Annotated in this window: 27 protein-coding genes; 12 read left to right on the forward strand and 15 right to left on the reverse strand. The window is 41.5% G+C overall.

The window, feature by feature from the left end:
• The first annotated feature begins 104 nt into the window (after positions 1–104).
• The 3 genes from NST39_RS14465 to NST39_RS14475 are packed head-to-tail and all read left to right on the forward strand — an operon-like array spanning position 105 to position 2,673.
• The gene (locus tag NST39_RS14465; protein ID WP_106065805.1) at positions 105–1,106 is read left to right on the forward strand and encodes an ABC transporter substrate-binding protein; all 1,002 of its coding nucleotides are present in this window, start codon (positions 105–107) and stop codon (positions 1,104–1,106) included.
• 15 nt (positions 1,107–1,121) lie between these two features.
• Entirely contained in the window at positions 1,122–1,892 is a 771-nt protein-coding gene (locus NST39_RS14470; RefSeq protein ID WP_341028979.1) for an ABC transporter ATP-binding protein, read from the forward strand.
• Between the two features lie 34 nt (positions 1,893–1,926).
• The gene (locus tag NST39_RS14475; protein ID WP_419250643.1) at positions 1,927–2,673 is read left to right on the forward strand and encodes an ABC transporter permease; all 747 of its coding nucleotides are present in this window, start codon (positions 1,927–1,929) and stop codon (positions 2,671–2,673) included.
• Positions 2,674–2,708: 35 nt separating this feature from the next.
• Here NST39_RS14475 and ytkD read toward each other — a convergent pair whose 3' ends face one another.
• A complete protein-coding gene (gene ytkD / locus NST39_RS14480) occupies positions 2,709–3,185 on the reverse strand; it encodes an RNA deprotection pyrophosphohydrolase (protein WP_044142144.1) in 477 nt (158 codons plus the stop codon).
• Positions 3,186–3,433: 248 nt separating this feature from the next.
• Between ytkD and NST39_RS14485 the strand changes: the two genes are divergently transcribed.
• Both NST39_RS14485 and NST39_RS14490 read left to right on the forward strand, forming a co-directional pair.
• Positions 3,434–4,087 (forward strand): TerD family protein, encoded by a 654-nt coding sequence (locus tag NST39_RS14485; RefSeq protein ID WP_341028981.1) that lies wholly within the window; start codon positions 3,434–3,436, stop codon positions 4,085–4,087.
• Positions 4,088–4,109: 22 nt separating this feature from the next.
• Entirely contained in the window at positions 4,110–4,901 is a 792-nt protein-coding gene (locus NST39_RS14490) for an AIM24 family protein (protein WP_341028982.1), read from the forward strand.
• A gap of 37 nt (positions 4,902–4,938) precedes the next feature.
• On the opposite strand, the gene NST39_RS14495 is transcribed toward NST39_RS14490, so the two are convergent.
• The 4 genes from NST39_RS14495 to NST39_RS14510 form a co-directional block, all read right to left on the reverse strand.
• Entirely contained in the window at positions 4,939–5,247 is a 309-nt protein-coding gene (locus NST39_RS14495) for a hypothetical protein (protein WP_044142141.1), read from the reverse strand.
• A 43-nt stretch (positions 5,248–5,290) separates the two neighbouring features.
• Positions 5,291–5,695: a phage holin family protein gene (locus NST39_RS14500; protein ID WP_341028983.1), complete on the reverse strand. Its 405-nt coding sequence runs from the start codon at positions 5,693–5,695 to the stop codon at positions 5,291–5,293.
• A 156-nt stretch (positions 5,696–5,851) separates the two neighbouring features.
• Positions 5,852–6,043: a hypothetical protein gene (locus tag NST39_RS14505; protein WP_003217712.1), complete on the reverse strand. Its 192-nt coding sequence runs from the start codon at positions 6,041–6,043 to the stop codon at positions 5,852–5,854.
• A gap of 125 nt (positions 6,044–6,168) precedes the next feature.
• Complete coding sequence (locus tag NST39_RS14510) at positions 6,169–6,606, reverse strand: Dps family protein (protein WP_044142138.1); 438 nt, start codon at positions 6,604–6,606, stop codon at positions 6,169–6,171.
• Positions 6,607–6,737: 131 nt separating this feature from the next.
• Here NST39_RS14510 and ytzI point away from each other — a divergent pair, with 131 nt between their 5' ends.
• Positions 6,738–6,884: a YtzI protein gene (ytzI, locus tag NST39_RS14515; RefSeq protein WP_034665318.1), complete on the forward strand. Its 147-nt coding sequence runs from the start codon at positions 6,738–6,740 to the stop codon at positions 6,882–6,884.
• Between the two features lie 8 nt (positions 6,885–6,892).
• Here the strand turns inward: ytzI and NST39_RS14520 are convergent, their stop codons facing one another.
• On the reverse strand, positions 6,893–7,327 hold the full coding sequence (locus tag NST39_RS14520; RefSeq protein ID WP_341028985.1) for a FixH family protein: 435 nt from the start codon (positions 7,325–7,327) through the stop codon (positions 6,893–6,895).
• Between the two features lie 114 nt (positions 7,328–7,441).
• Positions 7,442–7,915 carry an S-ribosylhomocysteine lyase gene (locus NST39_RS14525; RefSeq protein ID WP_003217624.1) on the reverse strand — a complete coding sequence of 158 codons (474 nt, stop codon included), beginning with the start codon at positions 7,913–7,915 and terminating at the stop codon, positions 7,442–7,444.
• A 126-nt stretch (positions 7,916–8,041) separates the two neighbouring features.
• On the opposite strand from NST39_RS14525, the gene yidD reads away from it, so the two are divergent.
• Positions 8,042–8,266 carry a membrane protein insertion efficiency factor YidD gene (yidD, locus tag NST39_RS14530; RefSeq protein ID WP_003217666.1) on the forward strand — a complete coding sequence of 75 codons (225 nt, stop codon included), beginning with the start codon at positions 8,042–8,044 and terminating at the stop codon, positions 8,264–8,266.
• A gap of 1 nt (position 8,267) precedes the next feature.
• Here yidD and NST39_RS14535 read toward each other — a convergent pair whose 3' ends face one another.
• Positions 8,268–8,834 carry a beta-class carbonic anhydrase gene (locus NST39_RS14535; RefSeq protein WP_044142136.1) on the reverse strand — a complete coding sequence of 189 codons (567 nt, stop codon included), beginning with the start codon at positions 8,832–8,834 and terminating at the stop codon, positions 8,268–8,270.
• A 213-nt stretch (positions 8,835–9,047) separates the two neighbouring features.
• Between NST39_RS14535 and NST39_RS14540 the strand changes: the two genes are divergently transcribed.
• Positions 9,048–10,037, forward strand: coding sequence for a metal ABC transporter substrate-binding protein (locus NST39_RS14540; RefSeq protein ID WP_341028989.1), 990 nt, complete (start codon positions 9,048–9,050; stop codon positions 10,035–10,037).
• A 278-nt stretch (positions 10,038–10,315) separates the two neighbouring features.
• Here NST39_RS14540 and NST39_RS14545 read toward each other — a convergent pair whose 3' ends face one another.
• Positions 10,316–10,558, reverse strand: a complete 243-nt coding sequence (locus tag NST39_RS14545; RefSeq protein ID WP_003217579.1) for a type B 50S ribosomal protein L31 — start codon at positions 10,556–10,558, stop codon at positions 10,316–10,318.
• A 175-nt stretch (positions 10,559–10,733) separates the two neighbouring features.
• Here NST39_RS14545 and NST39_RS14550 point away from each other — a divergent pair, with 175 nt between their 5' ends.
• The 4 genes from NST39_RS14550 to NST39_RS14565 all read left to right on the forward strand — a co-directional run bounded on the left by NST39_RS14550 (position 10,734) and on the right by NST39_RS14565 (position 13,577).
• Positions 10,734–12,065, forward strand: a complete 1,332-nt coding sequence (locus NST39_RS14550) for a cytochrome ubiquinol oxidase subunit I (RefSeq protein ID WP_065098664.1) — start codon at positions 10,734–10,736, stop codon at positions 12,063–12,065.
• Between the two features lie 21 nt (positions 12,066–12,086).
• Positions 12,087–13,133, forward strand: coding sequence for a cytochrome d ubiquinol oxidase subunit II (locus tag NST39_RS14555; RefSeq protein WP_185108921.1), 1,047 nt, complete (start codon positions 12,087–12,089; stop codon positions 13,131–13,133).
• Between the two features lie 68 nt (positions 13,134–13,201).
• Positions 13,202–13,360: a DUF1540 domain-containing protein gene (locus NST39_RS14560; RefSeq protein WP_111911374.1), complete on the forward strand. Its 159-nt coding sequence runs from the start codon at positions 13,202–13,204 to the stop codon at positions 13,358–13,360.
• Between the two features lie 25 nt (positions 13,361–13,385).
• Positions 13,386–13,577 carry a hypothetical protein gene (locus NST39_RS14565; RefSeq protein ID WP_111911376.1) on the forward strand — a complete coding sequence of 64 codons (192 nt, stop codon included), beginning with the start codon at positions 13,386–13,388 and terminating at the stop codon, positions 13,575–13,577.
• A gap of 106 nt (positions 13,578–13,683) precedes the next feature.
• Here NST39_RS14565 and menC read toward each other — a convergent pair whose 3' ends face one another.
• The 6 genes from menC to NST39_RS14595 form a co-directional block, all read right to left on the reverse strand.
• Positions 13,684–14,808, reverse strand: a complete 1,125-nt coding sequence (gene menC, locus NST39_RS14570; RefSeq protein WP_341028992.1) for an o-succinylbenzoate synthase — start codon at positions 14,806–14,808, stop codon at positions 13,684–13,686.
• A complete protein-coding gene (locus NST39_RS14575) occupies positions 14,795–16,255 on the reverse strand; it encodes an o-succinylbenzoate--CoA ligase (protein WP_341028994.1) in 1,461 nt (486 codons plus the stop codon). Before NST39_RS14575 ends, menC begins: the two co-directional genes overlap by 14 nt.
• Positions 16,256–16,326: 71 nt before the next feature.
• Positions 16,327–17,145, reverse strand: a complete 819-nt coding sequence (gene menB, locus NST39_RS14580) for a 1,4-dihydroxy-2-naphthoyl-CoA synthase (protein ID WP_003217719.1) — start codon at positions 17,143–17,145, stop codon at positions 16,327–16,329.
• Between the two features lie 20 nt (positions 17,146–17,165).
• Complete coding sequence (menH, locus tag NST39_RS14585) at positions 17,166–17,984, reverse strand: 2-succinyl-6-hydroxy-2,4-cyclohexadiene-1-carboxylate synthase (protein ID WP_341028996.1); 819 nt, start codon at positions 17,982–17,984, stop codon at positions 17,166–17,168.
• Positions 17,969–19,711: a 2-succinyl-5-enolpyruvyl-6-hydroxy-3-cyclohexene-1-carboxylic-acid synthase gene (gene menD / locus NST39_RS14590; protein ID WP_341028999.1), complete on the reverse strand. Its 1,743-nt coding sequence runs from the start codon at positions 19,709–19,711 to the stop codon at positions 17,969–17,971. Before menD ends, menH begins: the two co-directional genes overlap by 16 nt.
• Positions 19,704–21,122, reverse strand: a complete 1,419-nt coding sequence (locus tag NST39_RS14595) for an isochorismate synthase (RefSeq protein ID WP_341029002.1) — start codon at positions 21,120–21,122, stop codon at positions 19,704–19,706. Before NST39_RS14595 ends, menD begins: the two co-directional genes overlap by 8 nt.
• Positions 21,123–21,349: the final 227 nt, after the last annotated feature.

The raw sequence follows: 21,349 nt of genomic DNA on the forward strand, positions 1-21,349 counted from the left end.
TTCTATAAATAAACAATGCGCTTCTTATTTTCATCTAGGCACTCACCAAAAATCCCTTTTCACATACTTTAATAGTGATCTAGAACAAAGGAGGCGAATTACTCTTGAATCGTTCCATCAAAGTCAGACTGGCATTCATCGTCGTCGTCCTGCTCTTTATTCCATTTGTCGCCTGTAAAAAAGAACAGGAGCAGACCGTACAAGTAGCCGAGGTGACCCATTCGGTCTTTTATGCTCCGCTATATGTCGCCTTATCAGAGGATTTCTTCAAAGAAGAAGGCCTGGAGGTTGAACTAAAAACCACTTGGGGCGGCGATAAAACGATGACAGCTCTCTTATCAGGCGGTGCTGATATCGCCCTGACCGGGTCTGAATCCTCTATCTATGTAGAGGCTCAAGACACAAAGGATTCTGTCATAAACTTTGCACAGCTGACACAAACAGACGGCACATTTCTTGTTTCAAGGGAGAAAGTAAACCAATTCTCTTGGGATCAATTAAAAGGAAAAGACTTCTTAGGACAGCGGAAAGGCGGCATGCCGCAAATGGTTGGTGAATATGTCTTGAAAAAAGAAGGCATTGATGTAAAAAAGGATCTTCGTATGATTCAAAATATTGATTTTGCCAACATTTCAGGTGCGTTCTCCTCTGGAACTGGCGATTTTGTACAGTTATTCGAACCGACCGCTTCCTTACTCGAAAAAGAAGGTAAAGGGTACATTACCGCCTCCTTTGGAGAAGCTTCTGGCAAGGTGCCATATACCACCTTCATGGCAAAGAAGAGTTACTTAGAGGAAAACAAAGAGACCGCTGAAGCCTTCATCCGGGCCATTTACAAAGCGCAGAAATGGGTAGAAGCCAAGCAGCCTGAGGAGATCGCAAAGGCCATTCAGTCTCATTTTCCTGATACAGATCTTGAAGTCTTATCAACTGCCATCAAACGCTACAAACAGCAAGATTCCTATGCAACAAATCCCCTTCTAAATGAAGAGGAATGGAACAAATTGCAGGAAATCATGAAGGAGAGCGGTGAATTGCCGGAATTTATCCCGTACAAACAACTTGTCGATTCATCCATTGCAAAGAAGGTCACAGATCACAAATAGAATAGGAGGTAGCACATGTCTTTCCTTCAAATTGACCATGTGACCCATACGTACTTCTCTTTAAAAGAAAAAACAACAGCTATACAGCACATCAAGATGGAGATAGACCAAGGTGAATTCATCTCATTTATTGGTCCCAGCGGCTGCGGAAAAACCACCTTGCTGTCTATCATCGCAGGAATTACGCCGCCCTCTGAAGGTCGAATTTTAATCGAAGGAAAAGAACCAAATCAACAGGAGCATCAAATCGGCTATATGCTCCAGCAAGATTATTTGTTTCCTTGGAAGACCATCAAGGAAAATGTCATTCTCGGGTTAAAAATTGCGAAACAAGATTCGCATGAGGCCACCTCAGCTGCCCTTGATTTACTGCCAAAGCTTGGACTGCCTGAAGTCGAGGAAAAATATCCGAAGGAGCTGTCTGGTGGAATGAGGCAGCGTGCGGCTCTCGCCCGAACGCTTGCAGTTGATCCCGGTCTGCTTTTACTAGATGAGCCATTTTCAGCGCTAGACTACCAAACCAAACTCACATTAGAAGATCTCGTCTTTCACACATTAAAAGACTATCAAAAAACAGCAGTCCTTGTGACACATGACATTGGCGAAGCCATTGCGATGAGTGACCGCATTTTCTTATTCTCAAAACATCCAGGCTCTATCCAGCGAATCTTTACCGTTCCAGACGACATAAGGGCTCTCTCTCCTTTTGATGCGAGACAGACCCTGCATTTCCAAGAGCTCTTTCAAACGATTTGGAAGGAGCTGAAAACAGTTGAAACACAGTGACCTTTTACATGAAGCCTATCGCAAAAAATACCGAATGGAAAAACGGATCACACGTATCTATCAGCTCATCATATTCGCCAGCTTCTTTTCGCTTTGGGAGCTTGCCAGTCATTTCAGGTTCATTGATCCGCTTATTTTCAGTTCACCATCTGCGGTCTGCCAATTGTTTGTGCAAAAAATTCAAGATGGTTCTTTAATGAATCATATGAGTATTACATTATTTGAAACGGTGCTCGGTTTTCTACTTGGTACCTTTTGCGGCATTTTGCTCGCTGCCGCCTTATGGTGGTCTACCCGATTAGCAAACGTTCTTGATCCTTATTTAGTTATTTTAAATGCCATGCCAAAAGTTGCCCTCGCCCCCATTTTAATTGTTGCCCTTGGACCTGGTATGATTAGCATCGTCGCCATGGGTGCGATCATTAGTGTGATCATTACGACGATCGTCATTTACACTGCCTTTCAAGAGATCGATGAGAATTATTTAAAGGTGATGAAAACCTTTGGCGCGAAAAAAAGCGTCGTCTTTCGTGAGGTCATTTTGCCAGCTAGTATTCCAACGATGATTTCTGCCATCAAAGTGAATGTTGGTCTTTCTTGGGTTGGGGTCATTGTAGGGGAATTTCTTGTATCCTCAAAAGGGCTTGGCTACATGATCATATACGGCTTTCAAGTCTTCAACTTTACACTCGTGTTCTTAAGTCTTTTCATTATTGCTGTGTTTGCTACCATCATGTACCAGCTTGTGGAATGGCTCGAACGCCGTTTTCTCCAAAAATAAAAAGCGCAGGGATGGTCTCCCTGCGCTCGCTTTTTTTAACGAATCAAACCGTTCTTTTCTAAATAAGCAAGACTTTGTCTTAACACATCATCTTTCATAATAAAACTGAAATTCTTATTTTTTGCGATGGATCTTGGCAAGTCTGCGAAAAGAACAGGACCTTTCGTTTCAAAATACGTGTCTTGCTTCACTAGCCTTTCAATATCAGCGAAATAAATATTTTTTACGATGATCTTTTCTCTGCCTAGCACCTGATATTGGCCAATATACGTTAATTCACGAACAACAGCACCCGTCTCTTCTTGAATCTCACGTATAGCGGCTTGGTCTGCTTCTTCATTTGGCTCAACTTTCCCTCCTGGAAACTCATAGCCCCGATCCTCATGTTCAGTGAGCAGCCATTTCCCCTGGTAACGGCAGATGGCCCAAACATGCTTTGGATGACTTGAAAAAGGCTTCTCTTCAAAGGAGAGCTTGACCGTATTATGATAATAGTCTTTAAATACATGCATGTAAAATCCCTCATATCCTGTCCTTGCTTCTTGTAAAACATCATACCACAGATCACATTTCTCTGAAGAATTTTTATCAAAAGTGAAACAAACGAGTGGTTTCATTTCGTCTGTATTTAAAATGAGGTATCGTTGCTAAAACCTTTTTATCATCCCCAACTTCACCCTATTTTAATCATGAAACCTTTTATCTCTTAATGACGTAAATCAATTAGTGTTTGTCCTATTACGACGAGGAGGAAAACAGCATGAGGATAACAAATGGGTCAAAACAAGAAAAAGATCAATCGCTTACGCCCAATAAAATTGAAAAAGAAGACGCCCCTCATGAGGTGATCAAGAAACACCTCATCAAAGGGCAAAAGCTAGATTTAACTAAAGACAATCCAAATATCGACCAAATTCAAATCGGGCTTGGCTGGGATTTGGCTGGCCAGCCAATTGATTTAGATACGCAAGTGTTTCTCTTAAATGAAGAGGACAAACTGTTGTCTCCAAGCCATCTGATCTATTATCATCAGCAGCAAAGCTTAGACGGGGCTGTTCGCCATCTTGGTGATCATCAATTTGGCGGCGGGTATCGAGACAATGAAATGATCATTATGCAATTAAGCAGAGTCTCTCCTAATATTCATAAAATCGTTGTAACAGCCACGATACATGATGCACACGAGCGCAAGCATCATTTTGGACAAGTGGCGAACGCTTACGTGCATCTGACTGATCAAATCTCACAACAAGAGATTTGTACCTTTCAATTAACAGAAGATTATTCGTATTGTACCTCCATTATTTGTGCTCAACTCATAAGAGATGAGGAAGAATGGAAAATCATCGCAACCGGGCAAGGAACTACGCTAGATTTAAATGATTTATGCCGCATCTACGGATTCACATCTTGACGCAGGAAAGGAGCCAGCACCAATGGGATTTCATTTCAACACGATAGAAGAACTCACTTTACAAGCAGAAGGCAGCGGAATCTTTTTTGCGAAAAAAGGTGCAATGATTGCCGATCAAGGTACGTTTCAATACCGCAAACGACTACTCGGTGCGAACAAAGGAAATATGGTCAGTCAAGTATTTAACCATATCAGCAGAAAATTGACAGGTGAAAACCTTGAGGTGATGGAAGTAAGTGGACAAGGTACTTGTTATTTGGCTGATTCCAGCGAGCACGTGACAGTGATTAATCTTGAGCCGAGCGGTCCTTGGCAGCATGTAAGTGTAGAAAGTGAGGATTTACTTGCCTTTACTGAGGAATGTCATTACGGCGTGACACCAGTAGGCGTAGGGATTTTATCACAGAAAGGACTGTTTACATCAAAGCTCTCCTATCAAGGCCACGGAGCGCAGGTCGCCATTAAAACAAATGGAAACCCGCTCATTTTAAAAGCCCCTTGCCGTGTAGACCCTGACGCCATCGTTGCTTGGACAGGTAAAGCACCGAAGGTCAAATTAGATGTGAACTGGAAGACCCTCATCGGACAAACATCTGGTGAATCCTACTTATTTGAGTTCCAAGAACAAGACCAAATTGTCATTATCCAGCCATCTGAGCGTACATCCGGCTTACGGGTTGGTTTAGATGATAACCGTTATAAGCCTCAGAGCCAGAACTCCTCTCATGAATTCACTAATTCACAGACATCTCAGCAAGAGAATAGAGGCGGGCTTAGTGACCTGATCGGAGGCATCTTACAACCGCGAAAATAAAAGCATGTAGAAAATCTCTACATGCTTACATGCTTTTTCAATTCATTAATCCATTTGTTTCAATAAAGCTCTTTGTCTCTTCATTCCCGAGCTCGAAAATCATTGAGTATATCTCTTTTCTTTTTCGATCCATTTCATCATTCGGACTGTCATAATGATATTCAAGATACGGAACATGCGCTCGAAAGAAGCCTTTCCAATCTGTCATATACTGTTCATCGAAATAGTCTCTCAGCTGCAAAATTTGATCATCGTCTGCTTCTATTTGAAATTGCCAAGCCGCCGCATCTCTATGCTGCGATATCGACCCATCCTGTACGGATACATAATATGTGTGTCTCGTCATCTGATTCATCCTTTTTCCTTTAGTATGACCAGATATGAAGAAATTACGGCTTTTTGCGCAATTTATTTTTTAACATGTCCAACACATCAATAAACAACTGTGGAATGGGAATTCCGAGGGCATTGGCTGTCGAGACGATTTGGTAAGATTCATAAATAATATAGAAGATGATCGCTAAATCCTTAATCATCCCATTTGTCTTCAGCATGACATCGAAGAAATGCGCCATGGATATTAAGGAGATCGTCACAATCTTTCGAACAAGCCGTGTAGAAAAACGTTTCATTGTGAGCTGTCCTGTCAAAGATTCTCTTAGGCTTGAACAAATTAATTCAATGGCCATGAGTGTTACTAATATCATCAGTAAATTTCCTGCTCCACCAAACAGAAAGCCCATCGCTGACAAACTGACTGTAAACAACGAAAAGATGCCTAAATCCTTGCTCACTTGGCATCAACATCCTTTCAGAGTGGAACTCCTTACCTCAATATTATATGCCAGATCTTCGCAATAGCTTGGACGACAAAAAATAAAGGCGTCGCCTTTTAAATCAGACAGAGTGATGACAAGAAAAAAAGCCGCCTTGTGCGGCGGCTTCCATCTTTAGACTCTCACATCAATAAAGCGAGCGTCTGAATCCTTTGGTTGAACAGCTTGAGGCTGCTGCTGAACTTGATCCAGCATGACCATGGCTTGTGCTGTATTCGTAGCAAGCTGTGAATTCAACAAACTAATATTAAGTGTTTTTTGAATGCTCGCGACTTGCTGACTCATCATTCCTGCAATAGAAGACATCTTCTCCCCTCCCTTCTCTTTTCTCTTCGGCTGAAAGCCCTATGATTTCAATGGGCTGTCTATCCCGATTCCAACAAAAAAGGAATGTCGATCTCTTCATAATCGACATTCCTTCCACATACGTATTATCCTAAAAATGCTTTAAGCATCCAGTTGTGTTTCTCGATAGATTGATGAATCGCAAGCAGCATATCACCTGTTGTTTCATCGCCAACTTCTCCAGCCAGCTCCATTCCTTGCTTTAATTCTTCAGCGATATTGGAGAAATCATCGTATAGATTTTTCACCATTTGCTCCGCTGATTCATTACCTTCAGCTTCTTGAATGCTAGAAATTTCCAAGCATTCTTTCATTGTCGCAACAGGCTTTCCATTTAACGCGAGCATACGCTCAGCCAAATCATCAATGTATGTCGCTGTTTCTGTATAAAGTTCCTCAAATTTCTCATGGAGTGTAAAGAAGTCTTTTCCCTTTACGTACCAGTGATAGTTATGTAATTTTACGTAAAGCACAGTCCAATCTGCTACTTGTTTATTGACGACGTGTAATAATTTTTCAGACATGTTTATTCCTCCTTATGTAATTGCGTTTAGTATGAGAATACCCTTTTCCTATTATACTGAAACCTGCCATGAATTTCTTCTATTTTGACTGCATGAAATATATGTTAATATGGAAATAAGGAGGGAGTTAGATGCTGCTACTTGGAATTATCAGCTTTATCATTATCTCAATCGTTGTCTTTTTATCGTTGTGGACAACATCGAAGGCTTATGAATATAAGCATAAAATCGATTCACCACAGGATGCTGAACCAAACCAACGTCCTAACCCGAAATAAAGTGACACTTAATGATGTGAGGTTTCTTCTTCAGTAGATGAACTCTCTTTTTTCACATCACCTACATTGATGTTTGTCTTTGGCATATTATGCTGCTGTTTAGCTGTCACATGGACTTGTATGATATAAAGGCCATCTTTTTTAAAGGCTGTATGCAATTCATATACACCTTTGTTCTCTTTCTTTGGCTGAATCATCTTGCTGTTATCCTTATCGCCATCTTTCCACACTTCAAATTGAACTTCGTCTGCATCATCAACAGGCGTATCACCATATGTGACAGCTGCTTTTACTATAACGCTTTCATTTTTCTCCACTTGTTCAGGTCCTGTAAGCTTCACTTCTAATAGCTCAGGTACCTCCCCTTTGCCACTATTTGCTGCAGAGTTCCCACATGCACTTAGTAACAAAAGCATCAATATCATTCCCAACATTTTTCGCATCCCGCGTTCCCCTTTCTTTTACTGACATGTCCATTTTAACAAATATCCCCTATTTTGACATCTCATGATCGAATACAAAAAAACCAGACATCATCATGTCCGGTTTATGATCGATTAACCAAATACTTTGAGAAGCTCTTCTTGATCTTGAGAAAGCCAGAAACGCATCAAACGTTTTGCACCTTCAAGGTCATGAAGCTTCGCTTGACCGCATTGCTCTTCGTTTGCAGCAGGAATCTCTGTTACCTCAACTGCATCCTTGAATGTTGCATCAAGAAGTTCAACGATTTCTTTTGGAGTTGGTGCACCACTGACCACTAAATAGTAGCCTGTCTGGCAGCCCATTGGAGAAATATCAATGATATCAAAATGATCGTATTTCTCTGAGTGTGTTCTAATGTTAAACGCAAGTAAATGCTCTAATGTATGAATCGTATCAGGTTTCATTGCTTGTTTGTTTGGCTGACAAAAACGAATATCAAATTTATTGACTTCTCCATCTGATCCCACTTTATGAACGCCACAATGACGAACGTATGGCGCTTTTACAGCATTATGATCAAGTTCAAAGCTTTCAACTGAAGGCATAATCACCACTCCTATAATTGCAATTTCCTATATTATAACATATTTCTCCGACCAGTTTAGTTTATAAAACTTTCCTTCCTTGTCCTTTTTTCTTATACTGTGAAAGACAGACAAGGAGGAACCTTTATGAAACAAATTTTTATCGGCATCATACGCTTTTATCAAAAATGTATTTCCCCTCTTACACCGCCTAGTTGCCGGTTTTACCCAACATGCTCAAACTATGGGCTAGAAGCGATCAAAACGCATGGCGCTTTAAAAGGCGGCTGGCTCACCATCAAACGGATTTTAAAATGTCATCCACTCCATCCTGGCGGCATCGATCCTGTCCCGCCGAAAAAGGAAAAATAAATTATTTTTCTTCATATCCGTTGACGACTACGTCAAGCTTGCCAGTTCCAGGATCAATGACAAGACCGTGCACAGGCACATTTGATGGGAGAAGCGGGTGATTTTTCACAACGGACACACTGTCCTTCACGCTCTCTTCAACCGAACTAAAGCTTTTGAGCCACTGTTTAAAATCGATTCCTGAGTATTCCAGTACTTCAATACGTTTTTCTGGGATACCACGCTCAATGGCTTTGTTTAAAAGTGTTTGGCTGTCTATTTTGCTCATACCGCAATCATGATGCCCAATGACATAAACCTCGTCAGCATTTAATTCATAAACAGCCACTAAAATGCTTCGCATAATACTTCCAAATGGATGAGACACAAGAGCACCAGCACTTTTAACGATCTTGATATCTCCATTTTTCATGTTCATTGCACGTGGAAGCAGCTCGACAAGTCTTGTATCCATACATGACAGAACGACAGCTTTTTTTTGTGGAAACTTCGTTGTTGTAAATTCTTCGTATTTCTTTTCTTCAATAAATTGTTGATTATATTCGATGATTTCTTCTAAAAGTTTCATACGTTGTCCATTCCTTTATCTTTTTTAAAAATAAATATAGCACAATGTGAGAAATTTCGTCACGTTTTGCAGCGCATTTTTTTTAAAGGAAACATCTGCTGATGAAAATTTTTTATTTTCCTCTTTTCAAATCGTAATTATTACGATACAATAACTCAGGACATTAAATCGTAATCATTTCTATCTAATAGATTGAGAGGAGACATTTTCCACATGAAAAAAATCTTTTATATGTTAATAGCTGCTTTATTTGCGATCGGTCTTGCCGCTTGCTCAAGCAGTGCGGGGACAAATGCTTCAAAAGGGAAAGCAGATGGAAAACTAACCGTTTACACCACAATTTTCCCGATTCAAGATTTCACTGAAAAAATTGGTGGTTCTCATGTTCATGCGCAAAGCGTGTACCCTGCCAATGCAGATGCACACAGCTTTGAACCAAGTTCAAAAACGATGGTTGAAATGGCTGAAGGAGACGCCTTCATCTACAGCGGCACAGGCGCTGAAGCATTCGCTGACAAAACCGCTTCTACGTTAAAAGACCAAGGCGTGAAAACAGTCAAAGCATCCGAAGGCATCAAGTTGTTATCGACAAAAGAAGAGCATTCACAAGAAGACGGCGAAGACCATGATCACGATCATGAAGGCGAAAACCATGACCATGATGGACACGATCACGGAGATAAAGATCCTCATGCATGGTTAGACCCTGTTTATGCACAGCAAATGGCGAAAAACATTAAAGACACACTCGTTTCATTAGATCCAGATCATAAAGACGAATACACAAAAAACTACGAAAAACTAAAAAAGGATTTACAATCGCTAGATCAAGAGTTCAACACAACGTTATCTAAAGCAAAACATAAAGAAATCCTTGTTTCCCACGCAGCCTACGGTTATTGGGAAAAGCGCTACGGCATTGAACAAATCAGTGTATTAGGGTTATCTGCTTCTGAAGAGCCTTCACAAAAGCAGCTCGAAAGCATTGTACAAAAAGCTGAAAAGCATCACATTCAATATGTGATTTTTGAAAACAACGTCAGCAGCAAAGTCTCAGATACGATCCGCAGTGAAATTGGGGCTAAAAGCCTCACACTTAAAAATCTAGAATCTATTACTGAAGATGATGCCAAAAATGGCGAAAGCTACGTCAGCTTAATGAAACAAAATCTAAAGACCTTAAAAACCGCTTTAAATGATTAATTGTTAAAACCCCGGGTGATTATCCGGGGTTTCTTGCTGTAAAAAAAGCACACCATTGTAGGGTGTGCTTTCAGATTGTTGACAAAGGGCTAAAATGATCTTGATTTTAGCCCTTTGTCTTCTTTTCAGCTCGATAGAAAACCTTTGAAGTCTAGGAAGGACGAGTACTGGCGCGGAGCGAATTTGACATTCGTGAGCACCAGCACGCAGGACTGACAACGAATGCGAGGGTTTGTCTACAGGCTGAAAGCACACCATTGTAGGGTGTGCTTTTTATATTACATTTGATACTTTTTCTTAAACAACTCGGCTCTTCCGCCTTTTTCTCCGAATTTTTGGCGTCCTGTATAAAAAGGATGCGTATCAGAGCTTGTTTCTACTTTAATGACAGGATACGTTTTCCCATCTTCCCATTCTACTGTCTCATTGGATGACTTTGTCGATTTACTCAAAAAGCGGTAACCGCTGTTTACGTCCATAAATACAACTTCATGTGAGGTTGGATGAATATCTCTTTTCAATGTCAAAACTCCTTTCGTTATCAAAACGTAATGATTACGTTTTATAATTATATTCTACTCCCCCTTTTACAACTTGTCAAAAATCAAGCTTTCTTAGTCAGGAAGAATAATCTAAAAATGGTGGAGAATAATAACATCATGAAAAAGAGAAGTGATAAGAAAGGCGGAGAAAAAATTGACTGATCTCGTTTTAGCTAGAAGCCTGTTCGGCACAACCATGGGCTTTCACATTATTTATGCCTCGCTTGGCGTCGGCATCCCGCTAATGATTTTGTTAGCTGAACTCATCTTCCAAAAAACGAAGGACCCTCACTATGCTGTCATGGCCAAACGGTGGACGAAAGCGCAGGCTGTCTTGTTAGGTGTCGCCATTCCAACAGGCACGATTGCTGGTACCCAGCTCGCTCTTCTATGGCCAGGTTTTATGGAGGTCATCGGAAAGGTCATGTCACTTCCATTTCAGATTGAAATTTATGCGTTCTTTATTGAAGCATTATTTATGTCTATTTATGTGTACGCAGCGGATCGCCTATCACCTGCTATGCGCATCATTACCGTTATTTTTGTCGTGATTGGCGCAGCCGCTTCAGCGATTCTGATCACAAACGTACATGCGTTTGAAGGAACTCCTGCTGGCTTTCAAATGGTCAATGGAGAAATTACGAATATCGAGCCCTGGAAGGCCTTTTTCAATCCAAGCTTTGTCGTAACTGCGACACATGTCGTGCTGTCTGCTTTTACAACAGGTGCTTTTGTGATTGCATCAGTGGCAGCTTTTAAAATGCTCAAAACAAGAAAGAATGAGAAACTCTATACGTTTCATCGAAAAGCCCTTTTTCTTGGACTTATTGTAGGAGGCCTCTTCTCATTTCTAACGGCCATAAATGGTCATGAGTCTGCTCAGCTTCTGTATGAATATCAGCCAGAAAAATTAGCTGGTGCTGAAGGTTTATTTGAAACACAATCACATGCGCCGCTCGCAATAGGTGGTTTTACTGATGCCGATTCAAAGGAAATTAAAGGAGCAATTGAAATCCCTTGGGCGCTTAGTTTTCTGGCAGGAAATAGCTTTGATACGGTGGTCAAAGGCTTAAATGATTTCCCTCGTGATGAGTGGCCGCCTTTATTTATTCACACGTTATTTAATGGCATGGTCATTATTGGCTCAGTCCTCATTTTGTTTGCGGTGTTAGCACTGCTTTACCGTAAAATTTTAAAACGCGATCATTATCCGAAGTGGCTCCTTTTTCTTTACTTATTCGGCGGGCCCCTTAGTCTTTTGGCCATTGAGTTCGGCTGGATCTTTGCATGTACAGGCCGTCAGCCATGGGTTATTTATCGAATGCTCAAAACCTCAGAGGTCGTCACATCATCAGGCTCAATTGGCACTCTCTTTATCCTTTTTGCCATTGTCTATCTCATCTTAGGCATAGCAACTGTGATTGTGCTAACGTACTACTTTAGAAAACATTCGATTGAAGAAGACCTACGGTTAACAGAATCTTAAAAAGGAGCGATCAAGATGCAAATGGATGTGACAACTGATGCACTCATTGCAATCACCATCTTATGGGGGTTCGTTTTTATCTATGCAGTGATGGCATCAATGGATTTCGGCGCAGGATTTTGGTCCATGATTTATATGAATAAAGAACAAACAAAGGCCGCTAATATCGCAAATAAGTACCTTTCTCCAACATGGGAAGTAACTAACGTATTCATTGTGGCAATTGTTGTTGCGTTGTTTAGCATGTTTCCAGGTGCGACCTTTGTCCTTGGTACTGTTTTATTAATACCCGGTAGCATCATATTATTGCTTCTTGCACTGCGAAGCGGATTTCTCGTGTTTTCTCATTCTCTCCCTAAAAAATACAGAAAAGCAGTGACTTATATTTCAGGGATTAGCGGCTTTATCATTCCATCGATCCTGATCATGGTTCTTCCGATTACACATGGTGGATTTATCTTTGAGGAGAACAACAACTACTCATTAGATCTTGGACTGGTCTTTACAAGTGCAAATGTCTATTCTTTTGTCGGCTTTGCCATTTTTAGCACCCTTTTTCTTTCGTCATTGCTTTTAGCTGATTTCTCGAATGTGGCTGATGAAGATGAAGCTTACAGCATTTATAGAAGAGGAGCGCTCATTACGGGTCCGCTTTCACTCATGATGGCCTTTTTCATCATGCTGACATTAAGAAGCGAGGCAAATTGGCTGTTCACAAAAATGATGCAGAACATCCCTATTCTTCTTGTATCACTCCTGATGTTTTTGCTAGCAGGGCTGGCTCTATTTTTACCAAATAGCCGGTTTAAGCATCGGAAAGGCCGGCCGCGTTTAGCTGTCATTGCGATTACCGTACAATATTTTTTAGCAAGCTATGTGTACGGACGTGCCCATTTGCCTTATATGGCCTATCCAGATATTACAATCATGTCTGGATTTACAGACCCTGTGACATTTAGAGCATTATTTATCACGTATATTGTAGGTTTTATCATCTTATTCCCTGGGTTCTATTTCTTCTGGAAATTGTTTATGAAGGATAAGCGCTATATTCGCCAGGAAGATTAACGTGAATGGATGAGGTTCATTTCGGTTACATTATATAAGAAAGACATACTCAAAAGGAGGTCATCTGTATGAGTCAAAAAATCCTTTGTGAAGTCAATAACTGTTCCTATTGGAATGCTGGAAACCGCTGTGGGGCAGATGCAATCTATGTCGTCAGCCACACAGGAAAAACGGCTGAAAAAAGTGAAGAAACGGATTGTAAAACGTTTAAACCACAAGATCTTTAAGTCTCATTTAAGGAGGCGCATCGCATTGAAACACGATCGGCTGCTTCAAACGTTTTTTGACGAAATTCATGACGCGGACGAAGCCGCATTTTATCAGTCTGCTCACTCCTTTTTAAACCTTTGGGATTATGAATATGGCCATGCAGCAGACATGCCGAGTGAAATGGATCACTATATTGGACAGCTTGCTTATGACAGCAAACTGGTAGAAGAGTAAGAAAGAGCGGATCACCGCTCTTTCTTTTTTGTTGAGACAGGAAGGAAAAACTTTCTCTCACTATATATAGATTTTATTGGATGTGCAAAAGGTGAATACCTCATTTTCACATCACAAAATCATGTTTTGTAAAGACGTCAATTTTATCTGAAAAGGAACGAAGCGCTTGATAATCCACTTCTACGCCCATTCCTGGGGAACGAGGTACCTCTATAAAGCCATTTTCAACCTTGATTTCAGGAAAAATGATATCCTGCTCCCAATATTTTGACGAAGCTGAAATATCACCTGGAATTGTAAATTGCGGAAGCGAAGCAAGTGCCACGTTCTGCGCGCGGGAAATACCTGTTTCAATCATTCCACCGCACCATAACGGAATTTGATGCTCCTTACTGAATGTATGGATTTTAAGGGCTTCTGTCAGCCCACCAACTCGTGAAGGCTTCACATTAATAATTTGACAGCTGCCAAGCTCTACCGCTTTTCTAGCATCATCTAAGGAACAAATACTTTCATCCAAACATATCGGTGTTTTTAAATGCTTTTGCAAATGGCGATGATCGACGATATCATCTGCAGCTAATGGCTGTTCAATCATTAATAAACGAATGTCATCGAGCTGCTTGAGCTTGCTAATATCCTTTAACTCATAAGCAGAGTTTGCATCCGCCATTAGCGAGAGGTGAGGGAAAGACTCTCTAATTTTTTTAAGGAGTCCAATATCCTGCCCCGGCTTAATTTTCACCTTCACCCGCTGATAACCTTGGTCCACAAATTGCTGTATTTGCTTCAGCATGTCATCAACGGGTCCTAACCCCGCCACAACACCAGAAGGTATTCTATCCTTGGTGCCGCCTAATACATCTCGTAACGACTTATTCTCACGCTTCGCATAAATATCCCAAACAGCCGCTTCAATTCCCGCTTTCGCCATCCTATTGCCTTTAAATTGGTACAGGCTGTCTGGTATTTCTGAAGGGTGTGTAAAGGTGCGTGTCAGCACATTTGGTATAAAAAAAGCTCTCAGCATATGGTAACAAGTCTCAATGGTTTCTTCTGTATACCACGGAGAAGAAAAGGCTGACACCTCTCCCCATCCAGTCAATCCCGTTTGATCTTTTACCTCGACAATAATAAACTCACGCTCTGAGATGGTTCCAAGACTTGTGGTAAATGGTTGCTTGAGCTTCATCGTGACATGATATAAAATCACTCGTTCAATTTGAATCATCTAAAAACCCCTTTGACTTGAGTCTGTGCCTCTGCAATTTATTTGACGCATTTCTTGGCAGCTCGTCCACAAAGTGAAAAGCGGCAGGCCATTTATATTTTGCTAGATGCGACTCACATAAAGCATAGAGCTCGTTCTCCGGTATTTTATGGTCTGTGACAAGAAAGGCAGCTGGTACCTCTCCCCATCTATCATCATACATACCCGTCACTCCGGCTTCTTTTACATGCGGATGTGTTAACAGGATCGCTTCAATTTCAGCAGGATAAATATTCTCACCGCCAGAAATAATTAAATCTGAACGGCGGTCAAGCACAAATAAAAATCCTTCCTCATCCACATAGCCGATATCACCCGTTTTCAGCCAGCCTTGATCAAAAGCAGCTGCGGTCGCCTCTTCACGGTAAAGGTACCCTTTCATGACATTTGCCCCTTTCACCATAATTTCGCCATGCTCAAAAGGACGACAAATGCGTGTACCATCTTGAATTTTCAGCTCACATCCAAAAAGGGGTTTTCCCGCTGATCCAAGCTTCTCTACACTAAATTCAGGCGCAAGGGTCACAATTTGTGAACAGGTTTCTGTCATGCCGTAGGATTGAAACACAGGGAAACCTTTCTCTTTGCTTTCTTGAAGCATCGCAAAAGGCGCAGGTCCTCCGCCTAATAACAGACAGCGCAAAGAAGACGGACATTCTTCCAGCCTGCTTAATAAACGGGATAACATCGTTTGAACAACAGATATCATCGTCACACGATGCTGTTCAATCGAATCCTTTACTTCATCGACATCAAACTTTTGATGAAGTACGACAGTCATCCCATAAATCACCGACTTAAATAAAGCGGATAACCCGCTAATATGAAAAAGAGGCAGTGCAATAAGCCAGCGGTCATCCTCTCTGAGGCCCATATTGAGTGCAGAGGAAACAGCACTATAAAAATGATTACCAAACGTTTGCTCGACCCCTTTTGGTTGTCCTGTTGTGCCAGACGTATACATGATCGTTGCTGTTTCATTCAAATCAAATTCGCTTTCGATTTTCTTTACATTGTCGTGACCTGCTTCAGGTAAAGTCTCCATTGTATAAACGGGTAGATCACCCTTATGATCACTTGCATAAACAGGTTCAGTAAATAAAGCGGCTGCTTTTGCATCTTCAAGTTGATAGCGCCTTTCAGCTTTTGTTAACTTATTGTTCAATAGCACGATTTTGAATCCTAATGAAAAACAAGCATGAACAAGCATCACCATTTGAGGCTGGTTGTTCATCAAAAGCCCGACCGTTTCCCCTTTTTTTAATGATGCTTGTGCAAGTCTATTTGAAAGCTCATTGACTTCATCAGCTAAATCGCGAAATGTCCACTGTTTATCCTGATAAATGAGCGCGACTCTTTCTGGTGTTAAATTAGCACGGTGCAGCAGCCAGTTCGGTTGCTTCATCATGACACCTCCTTTTCGTAAAAGAAAACAGCTTAGTCTGATGCACTAAGCTGTTTTTCATCGCTATGATTGAATCAAGGGAAACGCGGGAACTGACCGAAGTCCGGCTTGCGTTTTTCCTTAAAGGAATCGCGTCCTTCTTTTGCTTCATCTGTTGTGTAATAAAGAAGTGTCGCATCTCCTGCAAATTGTTGAATTCCAGCTAATCCATCCGTATCTGCATTAAATGCAGCCTTCAAGAATCGTAAAGCAGTCGGGCTCTTTTCTAGCATCTCCTCGCACCACTTCACTGTTTCCTCTTCAAGCTGCTCTAATGGTACAACAGTATTAACAAGTCCCATATCAAGCGCTTCTTGTGCATTGTATTGACGGCATAAGTACCAGATTTCTCTCGCTTTCTTATGACCAACAATACGTGCAAGGTAGCCTGAACCATAACCAGCATCAAAGCTGCCTACTTTTGGACCAGTTTGTCCAAAAATCGCATTATCTGCTGCAATTGTCAGGTCACATACAATATGAAGAACGTGCCCGCCGCCGATTGCATAACCAGCAACCATCGCAACAACAGGTTTTGGAATCACACGAATTAAACGCTGTAAGTCGAGTACATTTAGACGCGGAATTTGATCGTCTCCTACATAACCGCCATGACCGCGTACTTTTTGATCTCCACCGGAACAGAATGCTTTGCCGCCAGCACCTGCAAGTACGATCACACCAACATTTGAATTATCACGAGCACGTGAAAATGCATCAATCAATTCACTCACAGTCTTTGGTGTAAACGCGTTATGTACATGTGGACGATTTATCGTGATCTTTGCAATCCCATTGCATGTTTCATATAAAATTTCGTCATATTGACGCTCAGTTTGCCATTCAATAGCCATCAATAGTTCCTCCTCTAACCTTAGGTAATAAACTCACTAACTATTTTACCAAAAAAATGTGGTTGTTCCACATGAACTGTATGCCCAGCCTGCTCAGCTAATATAAATTGACTGCCTTCAAGCTCCTGCTGCATACATGTGGCGATATTGCAGAACTTTTCATCAAGCGCTCCACAAATCAACAAAACAGGTAAATTCATATGCTTTAAAGCCTTCCAAACAGAGGGCTGCGAACCTGTTCCTATGCCTTCTAAACTGCGAGCCAGTCCAAGTGGATTGGCTTTTAGCCTTTCCTCTCGTAGTTGAGCCTGCGTGTCAGCTGATAAAGTTTTCTGCGAAGCAAACAGTGGGATACTCTCCCAAAAATCCACAAACTTCACTAAACCTTCATGTCTCATTTTCTGAGCCAGCTGATGATCATGTTTGAGTCTTGCCATCCGCTCTTTAAACGTGCGAAGCCCTGGAGAGGTACTCTCTAGAATCAACTTGTTGACTCGCTCTGAATAACGAGAGGCAAATGATAAAGCAATACGTCCTCCCATAGAATATCCGAGAATATTCACTTTGTGAAGCTTTAATTGGTTTAAAATCTCTGCAAGATCTGCTAGCTGATGCGACATCGCATATCTTCTTATACTTTCTGGTGAGTCCGTGCGGCCATGTCCAAGCAGGCTGACTTGAATCAATCTTGTATTTTCCATATAAGCATTCAAGAATGTCCAAGAAGCCGCACTTCCAGTGAAACCGTGTAAGCATAGCGTGGCATTCTCACCTGATGGATTCTGATCCACCACCTCGTACGCCACACCATCACGCATCCGTATTATGAAAGAAGACATTCTTTTTTCACTTCTTCCAATATGTCATCCATCATTTGACGATGCTTGCTTGCACGAGAATGCCGATCTGTTTCAATTTCAATTAAATGAAGTCCAGGCTCTTCTATATGCGCCTTGTAGACATCATGTAACTCTTGTTTCGTTGACGGTTTCGCATAGGTTCCCCCATACAACTTCGAAGCATACTCAAAATTCAGTCCAGTCGGTGTACCAAAGAGTTTTTCATAATACGGTTCCTCAGACGCCTGCGGAAGGAAAGAAAAGATGCCTCCTCCATCATTGTTTAACAACACCACCGTCAGTGGAATGTCCATCAACTTCGCTGCAAGGAGACCATTCATATCATGGTAAAATGATAAGTCTCCAATCACTAAGGTGACCGGCTGTTTCAAAGCTGCATACGTGCCAAGTGCTGTAGACACAACACCATCAATACCGTTTGCTCCTCGATTCGCCATCATTCGAAAAGGCTTCGATTGCGCTTCAAAAAATGTATCCACATCACGAATCGGCATACTATTCCCGATAAACAGGACACTCTCCTTCGGCAAAAGATGCTGAAGCTGACGGTACACATTCCCCTCAAATGACAGATCCTCATCAGAATAATGGGAAGCATGCGTTCTGAATGATGAATTTGCATCCTGCCAGCGCTTTAGAAAACTTGTATCCTCACGTTGATCCGCTCTATTGACTACTTCATCTACAAAAGCTGCCACATCACTTTCAATGACATATGAAGCACTCAGCCCAGGATCTCGAAAACCTCCGGCAGCATCAACAACAATCTGATTCACTTTCGCATGTTTTTCCAGCCACTTGAATAAAGGCTTAGACACAGGCATCGGTCCAAAACGAATAACCATATCCGGCAATAGGTGCTGCTGCAATGCTTCATCTTTCAATAAAGAATCATACGCATCAATAATAAGATCTGCATGCTCATGACCATTTCGCAAATGAGAAAGCGGGTCCGCTAAAATCGGTATATGCAAGGCTTTTGAAAGACGTATTACTGCCTCTTTCTCTTCCTCCGTATGAAGCTCGCCACACACAATCAGTCCCTTTTTGGAACGGTTCATGACCGTCTCAATTTCAGATATCGCATCATCATTTGGGAAAGCCTGTCCTATAGCTAATACTTTTTTCCGGTCTGTTTCTTCTCGCTCGAAAGGATCAATAGACAAATCAGGAAGCAATGGTTCTCTCAGAGGGACATTGATTTGTACAGGTCCCTTCGGCTCTTGCATCGACATATGATTTGCTCTTGCCGCAGCCGTCTGAACATAGCGTAACATCGTCTGACTTTCTTCTGGCAATGCTAAGTCTGTGAACCATTTAACAAACTTACCGAATAAGAATTGCTGATCAATCGCTTGAGGTGCCCCAACTTCCCTCAATTCGTGCGGTCGATCAGCAGTTAAAACAATAAGTGGGACACGGGAATAATGTGCCTCTACAATGGCTGGGTAAAAGTTAGCTGCTGCTGTACCTGACGTACAAATAAGCAGCACTGGTGTTTGACTTGCTTTTGCAAGACCAAGCGCATAAAAAGCAGCAGACCGTTCATCCACTAATACATGGACATTGATGTCTTGGTGGGCTAGAGCCAGCATTGCAAGCGGGGTCGAACGAGAACCTGGACAGACAACTGCCTCTTGTACGCCACCTTGGACAAATTCATCCATCAATCTGCCAATATATATTGTCATGATTTGATTATTCAATAGGACGACCTCCAAGGGCAGATAGCATTGGTCTTAATTTCACTTGCGTTTCCTCGTACTCCTGCTTTGCAAGGGAATCCTCTACAATGCCGCAGCCAGCGAACAAACGAACATGGTCTTCCTCAATAAGACCTGACCGAATGGCAACAGCAAATTCTCCATTATCCTGAGAGTCAATCCACCCTACCGGCGCTGCGTACCAGCCACGTTTCAACGGTTCGATTTCACGAATGACCTCAACCGCCTTTTCCTTCGGATATCCGCCTAATGCTGGCGTCGGATGGAGCTGTTCAATTAACGAAAAGAGGGAACAGCTGTTTTTAATTTCTCCTACAATCGGTGTAAACAAATGCTGAATGTTTTTTGTTTTATAAAGACTAGGTTGATTTGGTTTATGCACGCGAAGGCAATTAGCCTCAAATGCTTGCTCAATCATATTGACAACAATTTGATGTTCAATCAAATTCTTCTCATCATGCAGCAGTTTCTCGCCTAATGCTCGATCTTCCTCTTCATCTTTTCCACGAACAATCGAACCTGCTAAACAAGATGAAAAGACCTCTCCGCCGCTTTTTTTCACTAAGCGTTCCGGCGTAGCTCCGACAAATGCTTGTCTTCCCTGTTCAACCGCAAATACATAACTCGTTGTTTGATGCTTTAATAATTCTGATAACAGTGGAGCGAGTTCAATTTGATTTTTATAGTGAAGCAAGACTTCTCTTGCTAAAACAACCTTTTCATATTCGTTTGCACGAATGTGGTCTGTCGCTTCTTGGATCGCCTTCATCCATTCCTTCACATCTCGTTCTTCCATATGAACAAGTTCAGCTTGTCCACCATGTCTGAGCGGTAATGTTTCGTAATGAGAGGCTTTTTGTTCTAATTCTTGAATGAGCTGATGAACATTACCGTCCACCTGCTTCCATTCATTGATCGTAAGAAACGTGCATTCTTTCGAGACAGTGAGCATCATCGATGGCACAAAAAAATGAGCTTCGCCAAAAGCTTCCCAGTGACGCGCCTTCTCTTCATAAGGATCAAATGAGAATCCTCCAAATAAAAGCGGACCAACAGCCGCTTGCCTTAACTCCTTCTCATCATGAAAATGGAACATGTGCTGCTTCAGCTGTTCCCATTCTTGATGAACTGTATCAAATCGTTCCTTGCCTTGCTCAGATGATTTAATAACGGCCGCTCTGCCAAGTCCAGAAAATATCATTTGGCTTTCTGGATCAGACCAAAAAAACCGCTCGCCTAAAAAATCCGCTTCGCCGCTTTGGAAAAAGGCAAGAGGATCCAGATCGTCAACTCTTCTGGAGTAGCTTATCAAAACAGCATGGTTGACGTTATTCGCTTCTTCTAATGTCGCAAGCGCTTCCTGTCGGAAAGTACTTTGCACTGTTGTCACCATGATACATTCCTCCAAAATCCATGAAATAACATAAAAAAATAAAACCATAATGAAAAAATACGTGAACATTCGAGTATGTCGAATGACCTGCTTTTCTATTATAAACCTTAACAGATGAACTTAGTAAAGAAAACAGCTTTTAAAACCTCGAATCCTTATTATATCACGCTTTCTAGATTTTTTCCCTCTGCTTCTTGAAACGAGAGCATCTATAAGAAAAATGGAAA

Source organism: Bacillus sp. FSL W8-0645 (genome assembly GCF_038007905.1).
Classification (GTDB): Bacteria; Bacillota; Bacilli; order Bacillales; family Bacillaceae; genus Bacillus; species Bacillus pumilus.